Here is a 13588-nt window from a genome sequence, read left to right as displayed (position 1 = left end):
ATTGCCGTTTTTTGCCGATATTTTAAATCAAAGAATCATTACCTTTATTTTTGGGGAAAGTGCAAAAGCAATTGCGCTCTTATTTCTTCCTCATTTCGCTTAGGCACAACCTTTAAAAGACTTTCTAAAAATACGGCATCTTTATGCAAAGCAACTTTTTGCCAGCTGGAATGAGTTAACAAAAGGAGCAGGACGCTCAATACCCCGTTTTCAATAGCATAATGCACGGGCGTCCTCCCCTGGCTATCTGCAATCCGGATGTCAAGGTGTGGATATTGGGTTAAGGTGGCTACCATCCCCATATTTCCTTGCAAAACCGCAAAATGAAGCGGCGTTTGTAAGTGATTTTCTTCACTCGTTTGCGCATTAAGATTGGCTCCTTCTTTAATTAAAAGATTAACAGCTCCATTTTTGCCATTAAAGACTGCGCGATGCAAAGGAGTACGATCAAACATTCCTTTGGCGTCAATAGATGCAGGATGACGTGTAAGCAATAATTTCACCACTTTGACAGAGCCTTGCGCAGCAGCCCAGTGTAGCGGTAAATAACCTTCTTTATCTCGTGCAGTGACATCCGCCCCCTTCTGGATTAAAAATTGCACAACTTTCGGGCGATCATGATAAGCCGCATAGTGTAAAAGAGAAAAGCCAACCTCAGAAATCTTATTAACAAAGCTTTTGCGCTCCCATAACCATTGCTTGCTAACCTCTTGTTCAAGATAGTCCACTACCCCTAGTTGGCAGGCTATAAAGACATTGGACACTTTTAAGCCTTTTTTTAACTCTTGTTTGGCGGCTTTTAAGGCAGCTAGCTTGGGTTCTAAAGCTTCCTGAAATTCATAGCCTTGTCCAGTCAAAGCTTGCTTGCGCTCAAAAAGTTTTTCAAAGATTTCTGTATGCCTTCTAAACTTTTCTTCAATTTGGCAACACATTTGTTCTAGATCAGTCGTTTCATCTATGGGAAACTCTTCTTTTAGTTGGGAAATTTTTTCTTCCAATCTCTGCAGGAAAGCTTCTTCCAAAGCTGGTTTAGTGTGAGCATTAATTTCAACATTTCGCCCTTCTATGATGACAACTTCTCTAGCGGCCAATGTTCCCCTATGATTTTCCAAGCATCTTTCTCGAATTTCTTCTATTTTTGCATCAATTTGCTCTCGAATTTCTGGTATCTCTTTTTCTTCACCGGGCATTTTGAAAACTTCTAGATAAGCGCCCATTACATCTGTCGTTAAGGCAGCTTTTTCTTGCATCGATTCATCAAAAGCCCCAATAAATCCTCTTAAACGGTAAACTTCTTTTTCAATTTTTGCGATTTCCGTGCTCAATTTATTTCTAATAAGGTCGCAATGAATGACTGGATAGAATGGATCGTAATCAAATCGTGTAGAAACTTGCATCTTTTGACTCCTTTTACAGTAAAAAATAGAGGCGACTAACATTTAAATTAGCATCTGTTTAATTTACTAGAACTCATTTAGTCAAGAATTTTTGCAAATTGTAAAATTTAGGATATCAATGCAAAGGCTTTCCCCATAAACGGCTGAGGAACATTTTAAGAACCCCGTCAGCAGGAACTAGTGTTATCTACCAAAGTTTGACGTATGCAAAGGAGTTCCACTCGCACGCTCGCCGAATGAAAAAGACAACCAGAGAAGAAACATGTCTTGTCTAAGAATGACTTGCAATTGGTTGCTCCCGAAAAGAAAGGAGAATAAAAGCCTCATTTTCTTAAAAAATGCAGTCCTAGCCAGCCTTCTTCTTCGATTTCTCCTAACAACTTCCACCCCCATTTTTTGGCCTGTTGTAAATAACCCTTTTTTCCCTCAATTAGGATACCGGAAATAAGAGCTTCCCCTGGAAGCTGATGGAGGGGCTGAAGGCTTTCCCAAGCGATAGCTTGCTCGGAAGCAATCATGTTCATTAAAACAAGTACCTTTTGCTGTTGCTGAAGAGGCTGTAAAGGGGGATCGACCGAAAAATAAATTTCTCCGGTGCATGCATTAAGCAAAAGATTATTTTTTGCATGCTCAACAGCTTGTGGGTCGATATCGATGCCCCACACAATCTTTGCACCCATGATACTGGCAGCCAACGATAAAACCCCGCTGCCTGACCCAATATCTAAGACAGCTTGATCATACACTTTGCCTTTCATTAAGCGTAAAACAAGACGTGTGGAAGCATGAGAAAGATCTCCAAATCCAGGACCTGGCTTAAGCCTAACGATGGGCAAATTTTCAGCCTCAATTAGGCGATTAAGATCCAGATGCACACATCCCTCCCGATAATCGAGTCCATGTGTGGCCCATTGCGCTTCCCAATCAATGGGATTGAAATGAATAGGGGCAAAAGCACCAATCGTTTGTAAAGAGGTAAAGGGAAAATCAAAAAAGGGCACATTTCCTAAATCTGCAATGACTTCTTTGCCGGTTTCTGTCTCTTCACTATAAAGGGGATGAGCCCCAAAATGGACTAGTTCTTCCCAAGCTGCATCTACCGAGTCGTGAGATTTGACAAAAAAGCGATATGTGATCATGGACCGATTTTCCCAAGGATGAGGGGTTAAAACTGCGAGCACCCCTAAACACTCTAATCGGCCAGCAATTATTAAAATGGAAGACCAAACAAGCCCACAATTAGATAGAAGCAAACCGTCCCGCTGATCAGGCCTCGCGAAAGCCCAGCAAGCTATACAGCCTATAATGTTTAGAGATTCTTGGAGGACCGATTCTGTCCAAAATGTAAATCTAGAGGCCGAGAAGAATTAGCAACATCCTCCTCGCAAAGAAGCAGAGTATCAGAATTGCAGGCTTGCGTCTATCTATTTATCATCCCTGTAAAATGTTTGGATTGGCTCTGGGCAAAAAGGAATGGTACTTGTCGCTGTCACTGTTTAGGAGCTTCTCAATATCTTACAATAAAACAGCAAGCCAGATAGGCTTCATCATCTTCGGTTAATTCAACCAAAACAAGAAGGCCATTCTAAAAGCTCTTCTAAAGGAGCCCAGTCACTTCCCTATCCCCTACGAACCACAATAACAAGCCTTGAAAAGGCTGGCTTAATTTTTCGTGGAGTTTTACGTTAGGCTCTTCTCTAAAAAGGATTACCGCGATAGGATGCCCTCCTCTCCCCTGTTCTCACAATCCCGATATTCATCTCTTCTCTTTCCAAGTGTTGTCTTCGCACAGCATGCTAACTTAAAATCAGTTTTATTCCAAAAAGCAAAAGGCTCACCTTGTGAGCCTTTTGCTTCAGAAAAAATGGTTTCTATCGTGACGTTCTAATGAATACCAATTCGAAAGTCTGGCTTGTTGTTCCACAGGCAGTGGTACCTGTAATAGTGACGGTAAATGAACTCACAGGAGCAACTCCAACCCCTGAAATCACCCCAGTAGTGGGATCAAAATCAGAGCCTTCGGGTAATCCTGTGAGCATATAGGTAAACGGGAAAGCCGGATCAGTAGAAAAGTGATCACTCAATGTAGTCACGGTATAAGGGCGCCCTACTATTGTTCCAACCTCTATAGGGGCTGTAAACGGAGTGGAGGTGGGAGGGCTGCATGGAAAAGTGATAGTGAAGGATTGACTTACACTCTCACAAGCTTCAGCAGCATTGGCTGTCACGGTGACAGCATAATTCTGGTTATCATGTAAGTTAGGGCCTGAAATGAGACCCGAGGTTTCATCAATCGTAGAACCTGTAGGCAACCCCGAAGCACTAAAAGTTAAAGGCGCCCCAGCTGGGTCACTAAAATGAGAACTCACATTCAGGGAATAGGATCCTGTTCCGATAAACTGTACATCAGAAATAGGCGTGCTCTCTAAAGCTTCACAAGGAAAATTCAAGGTAAATGTTTGGCTTACGCTTGCACAAGCATCTGCAGATTTGGCTGTAATAGTGACAGAATAAGATTGATTATTGTGTAGGCCGGTTCCCGAAATCACTCCTGTCTTAGCATCAAGGGAGGCATTTAGAGGCAGCCCTGTTGCGCTAAAGGTTAAAGAAGCTTCGCTCGGATCGCTAAAATAAGGGCTGATATCAAGAGTATAAGCCGCCGAACCTGTAAAACTTGCATCAGGAATAGGGGAGCTAGTTAAAACTTGGCAAGGAGTTATTTTTTTTCTTTTTTCTTCGGCGATTGCCAACACTTGGGGCATATACACTGCTGGAGTGCTCACCCATGAGGCTAAAGCAGGTTCGCAATAACAAGGAACACATGCATCAGAGGATTCTGCACGCTCCCCAAACGCGTACGTTAGCTCCAATCCTGCCGTGGTATGGCTGGGGAGGCGGGATTTACCGCGCGTATGCGCACCAAATAGTCCCACAACTAAGCCTGCCCAATTAGGATGATGCCAGCCAAGGCGAGCTCTTCCATAATTATAGGGACGCTTAAACTCTCCTAAGAGGTCTAAGAAAAAATTGTAGGATAGATCCTGATGGTAATTAAGGCTTCCACCAAAGCCTGAGACCCGTTTTTTAGATTTATATCTTGTACGATATCTTACAGAATCATAATCCGCATCTATATGCAAACTTCCGGAACGCCATGGGGTCACGGTAGCTCCCAATGACCCGCCATAGCTATCTGAACCGGCGATACGGCGTGAATAAAGAAAATCATCGCGCACCTTATGTCCTAATTTGCGACTGGGGGCATAAGAGTAATAGAGCCCAATCTCCCCGCTAGATAAAAGAGGGTGGTAAAAATCGTGCTGATACTCAGCCCCCACCGCATATTGATGCATCCAACGGTCTTGCTTGCCGGTTGAAAAACGATAACCCAATTTTTGGCTTAGGAATTCTGCGGAAAATTTAAAACGACTTTGATTTCCCCATAGCCAACCCAACGTCCCATTTGCGCGGTAGTTGCGCCGCCCAACTTCACCTACAAATGCCACTGCGGCCTCTTGTGTCAGGGAGCGGGGACTAATTCCCACCTTAAAGTTCGGGATAAAGTTATTTTGAGTTCTTCCTTTAGAATGCTCACCATATAAACTCGCGCTTATCTGTCCAAAAAGGCACGTCGTAAAAAGCAAAAACTTGAAAAAATTGTGCATACTAATCCCCGTGTTTAGGTCCTAAACCAAAATATTTAGAGGATTGAATTTTAAACGTCAAAATATTTTAGAAACTTTCTTACTTTAATAAAAAAGGCATCCATGCTTCTGGTTTATTTTCCACAAGGTTTAAAGCAGATTTTTTTTGAGGTGCCACCCACGCATATGCTTGATTGCGAAATTGCTCAATCACTTGGGGACAGATTCCCTCCTGTTTTCCAAAACCCTTGATCACGGTTAACCCGCTGGGAGGACAGGCAATAGTAAATACAGCTAAATCGGGACGCGCTTGAAGCAGGGTTGGCACAATTTTCCATACATCCCCCGTCCAAAATCCAGGGCTAAAATCTTTTTTAGAAGTTTCGGCGCTTAAAGGAATGGTATCGTGAATTAAGATCACAGATTTTGAAGTGCAACACTGCTCAGCATTGCAAAAGTCATCCACTACGGCTTCATATTGATGCAACCCATCAATGAAAATCAAATCAAAGGGATCGCCTGGATAAGAAATAAAAAAAGCTTCACTCGTCTGCCGATAAACGCGCGACCAGGCTTGAAGATCAGTTTGAATGCAAGGATGGGGATCTACCCCCACAGCAAAAGTGCCGGGTCTGGCCAGGCTAAAGCTAAATCCATATTGAACGCCTATCTCTAAATAGGTTTTTGGTTTCAAGGTGGCATGAATTTTTTCTAATACCTGCAAATAGGCTTCTCCAGGAAGTTCTTGATAGGCCCTTTCCCAATCCTGCATGTTTTGCTCCTTTGCATCTTTTCTATCCTTCTTGCAATATAGGAAAAACAAATGCAAGAAATTCAGCGGGGTTTGAACATCTTTTTGAAAGCATCTCTCCTCTTTTTTCTAAAAGAGGTGCATTTGCTTTAAAGAGAAAACTCATCAGTTGTTTCAATTTATTAAGTTGCGTGGAAATGGGCATCCCTGTTTCTACCATCGTCTCCCAAAAATTTCTCACAAAATTTTGGAGGGCGTTTTTTTCAGGGACATAGGTCTCACCTGCAAAAAAGGCACGAATATGATGAAAAATCCAAGGGTTGATGACGCTGCCCCTCCCGATCATTAAAGCATCACATCCTGTCTCTTTTAACATCCTCACGGCATCTTCTACTTTTAAAATGTCCCCATTCCCCACTACGGGAATTTTAAGGATTGTTTTAGCCTCTGCGATTAAATCCCATCGAGCAGGTGGGGCATAACCTTCTGCTTTTGTCCTAGGATGCAAAGTCACAAACTTTACACCGCTCTCTTGGGCGGCAAGAAGGTTTTCCCTAAATAAAGAAATGTCTTCATATCCTGAGCGCAATTTAGCCGTGACAGGAACAGAGACCGCCTCGACCATCGTCTTTGCAATTTGATATAATTGGGAAGGATTCTTTAAAAGACTTGATCCGGCACCTCGGCCAGTCACCGTGTTAGAAGGACACCCACAGTTCAAATCGATGCGAGGAGCGCCTTTTTTGGCAAGTTCTTGCGCCATTGCTCCCATAAGCTCTGGATGGGATCCCATAATTTGCACCGCTTGCGGAATGGGAAAGGTGTCTTCTTTTTGATATTGTTTTGCTAAGCTTGCGACATGTGCATTAGAGGGCACTCGAAGAAATTCGGTGCAAGCTTCGTCGAATCCTCCTATTTTAGAGAGGGCTTTGCGAAAAGGGCGGTCTCCCAATCCCTCCATGGGGGCTAAAAAAAGATAGGGACAGCCTCCTATTCCTTTTGGAAGTAAATTCACTTTTTATTTTCCTTTTAGCTGCTGATTATGAATGTCTTCAATTTGTTTTACAAAAAAAATGCTTTGAAAAAACAGCTGGTTATCTATGATACTGAATAAGGTGGGACTAAGTACACCTAATTTTCAACCAGGGAGGTTTTTATGAATATTGATATTGGCGCTTATCATGCAACTTCTGCTTTTAAAAATGAATGGAATAAAACATTTTGCCGCAAACCGGTAGCTAAAGTGGATTTCTTTGATCATAAATTACGAACCGAAGCTTTAGAAAAGTGCTTTGTCCACTGCATAGGAGCCCCGGGTTCTTTCGCTTTTTTAGTCGCTCACTTTGCAAAAAACTTCTTCACGGCTCTTGAACATGCTTATCGAGATCCCTTCCGCGGTCAAACTGGCTCTTACGCTACCACCATAAAAAAATACTGGGGTCGCTATGTCACCTCCAAACAAACAGACTCTTTCGTTCAAGTGATGAAAAGGCATTGGACACAATTACGTGAAAGCTGCCCCACTTTGCTGGAAGATTTCCTTGCTGTTATTGCTTTTCCTGCACTTCGCACCGCTTTAATTATCAAAGAACTTTCCGCGGCAATCATCCATCCGGCGTTTGCCTACAAAGAATAGAAGACTTGGGACCGCTGTTATTTTCTTGAGAGAAAAAAGTCTTGCAAGCTATGGTTCAAAATTACAAACAAATGGATAGGCCCTAACTTTCTCACGGAGCTATGTTTAACTTGAGTCATTTATCTTTGGCCTTAGCAGCCAACATTCTTGGCATCGATCCCTTTTTATCGCTCTACGCCATTGCCGCTTTCGTTTTGATCGGGGTAAGCCTAACCTCCTTGATTCTTTTTACCAAAGCCAAGTTTGTCGCTAGCGAAGAATGTGAGATCAAAGTCAATAGTGACTCTGATTTGACCAAACATGTCCTTAGCGGCTCCACTTTGCTCCAAGCCCTTTCTTCTAATGGGATCCCTGTCCCCTCCCCTTGTGGCGGTAAAGCCACCTGCAAACAGTGTCGCGTGCGCATTGTAGAAGGAGCGGATGAACCTTTAGAAACAGATCGAGGAACCTTTAATAAAAGAGAACTCAAAGAAGGCTGGAGGCTTTCTTGCCAAGCTAAAGTAAAGCATGATCTACATATTCTAGTAGATGAGCATTCTTTGGCTGTCAAAGAGTGGAAAGCCAAAGTTGTAAGCAATAAAAATGTAGCGACCTTTATTAAGGAACTGGTAGTTGAAATCCCAGCAGGAGAGGAGGTCCCCTATAAGTCTGGAGGCTATTTACAATTTCACGTTCCCCCCTTTAAGACCAACACCACCGACTGGAAAGAGACGATGGATCCTCTATTCTATGCCGACTGGGAAAAATTCAATTTATTTGATAAAACCCTTGATTTTAGTCATTTGCCTAGCGGCTCGAATGAAATTATCCGGGCTTACTCCATGGCCTCTTATCCTGCCGAAGGGAGAAAGCTCATGTTTAACATTCGAATTGCCACCCCTCCTTTTGTGGGAGGAAAAATTTCGGATTCCATTCCGTGGGGCATTTGTTCTTCTTATACGTTTGGTTTAAAGCCGGGGGATGAAGTTCGCTTGTCTGGGCCCTATGGGGAGTCTTTTATGATTAACGATAATCGAGAACTTGTTTTCTTAATCGGTGGTGCAGGATCCTCTTTTGGACGCAGTCACATTCTCCATATGTTTCATACGGAAAATACTCAAAGAAAGGTTTCCATGTGGTACGGAGCACGTTCCCTGAAAGAAAATATTTACCAAAAAGAATATGAAGAGCTTGCTCAAAAGTATCCTAACTTCGCTTATCATCTTGTCTTATCGGAGCCTCTACCAGAAGATCTTTCGGCAGGGTGGCCCAAAGAAGACCCGATTAAAACGAATTACCTTTTTAAAGCTTTTGAGCTGGGACAGCTCAGTAAAATGGAAAGCCCTGAAGAATGTTTATTTTATGTTTGCGGCCCTCCCATGCACAACATCAGCGTGTTGAAACTACTCGATGATTATGGCGTACCGCGCAAAAATATCGTTCTAGACGACTTTGGAAGCTAACTCCTCTCCAGCCGAGTCTATTAAAGAGAGCTTCGGAAAATTTTTTCGGCGCGCTCTCTCTCCTTTTTTGCACACCTTAACAAACGGAAACATTGACAAATCATGCGCGTGCTTCTTGCCCAAATCAACCCCATTATTGGCGACCTTGAGGGGAATACTCAACAAATCCTCGCTGCTCTTGAAAAAGGTAAACAAAACCAAGTAGATTTAATTGTCTTTCCTGAGCTAGCATTAACAGGCTATCCTCCAGAAGATCTTCTCCTTCTGCCCCATTTTATGGAGGAAATTGAGAAGCATTTACAACAGATTGTCGCGCAAAGCCAGAATATCGCCCTGATTGTAGGGACTCCTCGCTTAAACCCCCATATTCTAGAGAAGAAACTTTACAATAGTGCGGCGATTATTCAGAACCAGCAAATTCTGGGTTTTCAAGATAAGCACCTCTTACCCACCTACGACGTGTTTGATGAAAGGCGTTACTTTGAGCCAGGGGAGCAGATTCGTGTATGGCCTCTTTGTGGAAAAAATGTGGCCATTACCATTTGCGAAGATATGTGGCAGCATAGCCATTTGTTGAAATTTACCCATTATCGGCATGATCCCATTAAAAGCTTGATCCCCTTATCACCCGATTTGCTGATAAATCTTTCCGCTTCCCCCTTTTGTGTCGGCCAATTAAGAGATCGCTTCGTTACCCTCTCTAAGGCGGCGATGACCTTACAATGCCCGGCTTTGCTATGTAATCAGGTAGGAGGCAATGATAGCCTCATTTTCGACGGGCATAGCTGCTTGATAGATGAGATGGGGCGCTTGTGCAGCCTTGCTAAAGGCTTTAAAGAAGAGATGCATATTGTCGACCTTTCTCAACCCCTTGCTGAAATTGAGTGGATGGAGTCTCCCCTCGAAAACCTTTATTCTGCCTTGGTTATCGGCGTCCGCGATTACTTTCATAAATCTGGCTTCACGCGCGCTTGTTTAGGATTATCGGGAGGGATTGATTCTGCCTTAGTCGCATGCATAGCTGCAGAAGCTCTAGGCCGTGAAAATGTGCTTGGCGTCGCTATGCCCTCCCGCTATTCTTCTCCTGAAAGCCTCTTGGATGCCCAACAATTGGCGAAAAATTTGAAGATCGAATTGTGGACAATTCCAATTGAAGCCCCTTTTCAAAGCTACCTAGAACTTTTAAATCCATTTTTTCTCAATAAGCCTGCCGATATCACAGAAGAAAACCTTCAAGCTAGAATTCGGGGGATGATTTTAATGGGGCTTTCGAACAAGCATGGCTATATTGTTTTAAGCACGGGAAATAAAAGTGAACTGGCTGTGGGATACTCTACTTTATACGGAGATATGTGTGGGGGACTGGGAGTGATCACCGATCTTTGCAAGCAAGAAGTCTATGCTTTATCCCAATGGATCAACCGAGACCAGGAAGTGATTCCCTGGAGCACTCTGCACAAGCCCCCTTCAGCTGAATTAAGGCCGAGCCAAAAGGACTCCGACTCCCTTCCAAGCTATGAAATTTTGGACGCAATTTTAAAAGGGTATGTGGAAGAGCATCAAACAGCTCAATGGATTGCTGAAAAACACCACATCCCTCTAAGTTTAGTAGAGGAGATTATCCATAAAATCCATCAAAATGAATACAAACGGCGCCAAAGCCCCCCTGGCTTAAGGGTGACAGAAAAAGCTTTCACCATCGGACGAAAATTCCCCATTGTGCAAAGATGGGCTTAAGCATTCATGAAGAGGAAAAATATTAAACCTCCTGCATACCCGTCACATTGAAATTTTAATAACAGATTCCAGCAGCCAGGTTATGCAAGAGGCAGATAGATATAGAGGCAATAAAAAACGGCTAAACGGGTTTATTCTCCTCTAAGAGCTAAAAAACTTTTAATTTCTTAGGCGACTAAGAAGTATCGCTCCCCAAGCCTTAACAGGCAAGATGAACAAAGGCATGGATTAAATTCCTCTTGCCGATTGCCTTACACTTGCCCCTCTTTTTAAAAGATTAGTCAGAATCATAGCCATCTGAAGAGTCTTCATCTGTACTGCAATCAAAATAACAACCTTCCGATTGACTAGGCTTAGCTGAATTCTTGGTATGCTTTTTGATTTTATATTCTTTTTGATTAGGGTCTTTTAAAGCTTCTGCACGCTTTAAGAGGGCTTTGCATCCTGAAGATTCATCTTCTAACTTTATAGGAGATCGATCTGTTTTTTCAAACACGAATTCTCTCTGTCTTTCACTTGAATGTTCTGCTCCACTTGTCTTGGCATGTTGATAGTCAGGGTAGCGCTCAGACCCAAATTGCCGCTTTCTTATAAGGCGATAACCTGCCTGCGTTGCTCCCAAGACAATAGGGTTTTCTATTTGCCGTTTTTTCCAATAATCCCCTTCCTTTTCTTGCATGAGGCTTACATGAATCCGATCTCCCCTTTGCTGCAATTGTACGCAAGAGCTAAAAAAATTGGGAATTACGTGTCTAAATTTGTCCTGGCTAACCCCTTCCTTTGTAAAAGGACAATTCCAGTGAATGCGTTTAAATCTTTTTCCTTTAAAAAATGGGTGGCTATGAAGAGTTTGGGCGTCAATTCCAAATAAGACCGTAACTCCCCGTTCTCTTAGCCGCGCGGCTCTTTCTAAGGTTTCTTGCTTCTTTTCGGCAGGAACAGCCAACTCAGTCGCCACAATGGAAGAAGCTAAACGAGTATGGGTAAATTGATGTTTAGTAATAAAAGCTTCGGTAAAAGAAAAAGTTCCTTCTCCCACAAATAATCTCTTCTTACATGGTTTGTCTTTTAATTGGGTGATTTCGTTTTTTAATTTATTATTACTTACTTCTTTTTTAGTTTGCGAAGAAAATAGCTCTAGCAAAAGCTCTCTATAAAGCTTTTTATTTAAAGATCGTTTAAGGTAAATCAGGGAAATTTGAGAAGGTACATCGCTATCCGCTTGTAATTTCTTAGCTTGCTTATAAAAACGGCGAGCCTTATAAAAATCTCCCCTTTTAAACGCCCCTTCTAAGCTTGCTAAAGAGCTGGCAAATTCCGGCTCCTTACTACCTGCCACCTTGTTCTCTTTAATGTGAGGCTGCAAAATTCTAATTGAATGAGGGTATGAGGTCTTAACAGCTACAAAGCCATTAGCTAACTGCGAGAGAGAGGTAACGACGGGATTACCTTCGAGGTCACGACTAAAAGCAATTTCTCCTTCTCTAGTCACCACATGTATGCCTGAAGGGGTGGTATTTGTTACATGCATAATAGAACCGTCGGCAAGAGGAAGCAGTTTTATAACAGCCCATGTTCCAGCACGCTTTGAAATCAAAGGCTCTTTCCCCAAGCTACTTTCATAATAAAACTTTAAAGAATTTACACTCCCCTTTAAACCACCAACAGCTATCGTTTGGTTATCTAGCCAACTAAGGGAGTCGCTTTCGCAATATACCCTCCACCATAACTCATGATCTTCCCACTTATACGACTTACCAGTATGTTTATCGTATAAAGTAAGCGTTTTTTTATCTTGATGGACAAAGAGCAATTTCATTTCGGAGAATAAACGAACCTCTTCAATTCCCTCTTCTAAAACCTTGAAGCCAAGCTTTTTAGTAAACTTTCCTGTGGCTTGATCAAAACCTCTCCACTGTACCTTCTTCGTGCTCTCGTCTAATAACGCGCGAGTCCCATCGCTTAACACACAAGACTTCTCATTTAGCGGTAAAAGGCTGAGAGAGCTTACTATATCTTTTTCTCCTAAAGTAAAACTTATTCTCATTAAGCCTATCTTCGTGACTGTTTCTCCTTTCTCGTCTTCCGTTTCATACTTATACTTTATAAGCCCCCATGAATCATGAAAATGCTGGATAGCTTCAATGGACTTATCATAGCCTGTTGGAATGACTCTCCCTGAGACATGCAGCTGACCCTTTTCATCTCCAATAATCAAAGAGCCATCTTTTCCTTCTGCTAGAGCTGTAATGCAAGCGCCATTTTTCACCGTATACTCTAAATCAACGCTATCTGTTTCCCAATCCCAGGTAAAGAGGGTATTGGCTACAGCATAACTCACTTTCCCATCTGCTCGGCAAAGGGTAATAGCTTCTTCAGACAAAGGAAGATAGGCTTTTTCTGTCCATTTTTCAATGGGTGGGGAAAGGGCCTTAAGCTTGACTTGATTTGTTTCTGGTTCATAAACCGGTTGCCAATAGCAGCTTTGCAATAGATTCTGTATCTTAGCAGCCGTTACACTTTGCATTTCAGTTTCTTCTGGTAAACTAACAGGAACAAGAGGTTCTGCATTAGGAATCTGAGCATAAATTTTTTGGGTATCTTCCTGTTCAACAAAGATGAAGGTGCCTTCTTCTGTTGTACGAGTCGCTATAGGATTAAGAGGGTTCATATTTTTCCTATCTTGTAGATTAAAATTTACTTTATATTGAAAGGGAACTTATAGCTGACTTTAGTCATCAAGCGCAATTAAAAACCTATTTTCTACAAAAAACAGAGCTTTTGCATAGCCCTTAGGTGGGTAGCCAATCCTTTCTTTGCTTTGGGAAGATAGAGTTGGGAGCATACCTCCTGTAATTTTCAGCAAGGCCTGCTTGTATTTCAAAGCCAAGGGATTTAAGTTAAACTTACCCTCTAAAAAATGCATGCTTGCCAAGAGATAGAAGAGAGGCAAAAATGTAAGCCCCTTGTGCGGTAACGCC

Annotated in this window: 9 protein-coding genes; 3 read left to right on the top strand and 6 right to left on the bottom strand. The window is 42.4% G+C overall.

The window, feature by feature from the left end; genetic code table 11:
- Window positions 1-44 precede the first annotated feature (44 nt).
- The 5 genes from PARA125_RS03410 to PARA125_RS03390 all read right to left on the bottom strand — a co-directional run bounded on the left by PARA125_RS03410 (window position 45) and on the right by PARA125_RS03390 (window position 6807).
- Window positions 45-1397, bottom strand: a complete 1353-nt coding sequence (locus tag PARA125_RS03410) for an ankyrin repeat domain-containing protein (RefSeq protein WP_213157303.1) — start codon at window positions 1395-1397, stop codon at window positions 45-47.
- Window positions 1398-1720: 323 nt separating this feature from the next.
- Entirely contained in the window at window positions 1721-2650 is a 930-nt protein-coding gene (locus tag PARA125_RS03405) for a 50S ribosomal protein L11 methyltransferase (protein ID WP_249274149.1), read from the bottom strand.
- Window positions 2651-3268: 618 nt separating this feature from the next.
- Complete coding sequence (locus tag PARA125_RS03400) at window positions 3269-5062, bottom strand: putative Ig domain-containing protein (protein WP_213157302.1); 1794 nt, start codon at window positions 5060-5062, stop codon at window positions 3269-3271.
- A 79-nt stretch (window positions 5063-5141) separates the two neighbouring features.
- Window positions 5142-5813, bottom strand: a complete 672-nt coding sequence (locus PARA125_RS03395) for a class I SAM-dependent methyltransferase (RefSeq protein WP_213157301.1) — start codon at window positions 5811-5813, stop codon at window positions 5142-5144.
- Window positions 5814-5835: 22 nt separating this feature from the next.
- Window positions 5836-6807: a tRNA dihydrouridine synthase gene (locus PARA125_RS03390; RefSeq protein ID WP_349305649.1), complete on the bottom strand. Its 972-nt coding sequence runs from the start codon at window positions 6805-6807 to the stop codon at window positions 5836-5838.
- A gap of 141 nt (window positions 6808-6948) precedes the next feature.
- Between PARA125_RS03390 and PARA125_RS03385 the strand changes: the two genes are divergently transcribed.
- The 3 genes from PARA125_RS03385 to PARA125_RS03375 all read left to right on the top strand — a co-directional run bounded on the left by PARA125_RS03385 (window position 6949) and on the right by PARA125_RS03375 (window position 10607).
- A complete protein-coding gene (locus PARA125_RS03385) occupies window positions 6949-7428 on the top strand; it encodes a hypothetical protein (RefSeq protein WP_213157300.1) in 480 nt (159 codons plus the stop codon).
- Window positions 7429-7529: 101 nt separating this feature from the next.
- A complete protein-coding gene (gene nqrF / locus PARA125_RS03380) occupies window positions 7530-8870 on the top strand; it encodes an NADH:ubiquinone reductase (Na(+)-transporting) subunit F (RefSeq protein WP_213157299.1) in 1341 nt (446 codons plus the stop codon).
- 102 nt (window positions 8871-8972) lie between these two features.
- Window positions 8973-10607: an NAD+ synthase gene (locus PARA125_RS03375; protein WP_213157298.1), complete on the top strand. Its 1635-nt coding sequence runs from the start codon at window positions 8973-8975 to the stop codon at window positions 10605-10607.
- Window positions 10608-10884: 277 nt separating this feature from the next.
- Here PARA125_RS03375 and PARA125_RS03370 read toward each other — a convergent pair whose 3' ends face one another.
- Window positions 10885-13278 (bottom strand): class I SAM-dependent methyltransferase, encoded by a 2394-nt coding sequence (locus PARA125_RS03370; protein ID WP_213157297.1) that lies wholly within the window; start codon window positions 13276-13278, stop codon window positions 10885-10887.
- Window positions 13279-13588: the final 310 nt, after the last annotated feature.

The sequence above is a fragment of the Parachlamydia sp. AcF125 genome (assembly GCF_018342475.1).
Lineage (GTDB): Bacteria > Chlamydiota > Chlamydiia > Chlamydiales > Parachlamydiaceae > Parachlamydia.
This window is presented reverse-complemented; position numbering and strand designations above follow the sequence as displayed.

Coding starts and splice junctions, on each gene's coding strand:
- PARA125_RS03410 (WP_213157303.1), bottom strand. CDS start 1,397: ATGCAAGTTTCTACACGATTTGATTACGATCCATTCTATCCAGTCATT.
- PARA125_RS03400 (WP_213157302.1), bottom strand. CDS start 5,062: ATGCACAATTTTTTCAAGTTTTTGCTTTTTACGACGTGCCTTTTTGGA.
- PARA125_RS03395 (WP_213157301.1), bottom strand. CDS start 5,813: ATGCAGGATTGGGAAAGGGCCTATCAAGAACTTCCTGGAGAAGCCTAT.
- PARA125_RS03385 (WP_213157300.1), top strand. CDS start 6,949: ATGAATATTGATATTGGCGCTTATCATGCAACTTCTGCTTTTAAAAAT.
- nqrF (WP_213157299.1), top strand. CDS start 7,530: ATGTTTAACTTGAGTCATTTATCTTTGGCCTTAGCAGCCAACATTCTT.
- PARA125_RS03375 (WP_213157298.1), top strand. CDS start 8,973: ATGCGCGTGCTTCTTGCCCAAATCAACCCCATTATTGGCGACCTTGAG.
- PARA125_RS03370 (WP_213157297.1), bottom strand. CDS start 13,278: ATGAACCCTCTTAATCCTATAGCGACTCGTACAACAGAAGAAGGCACC.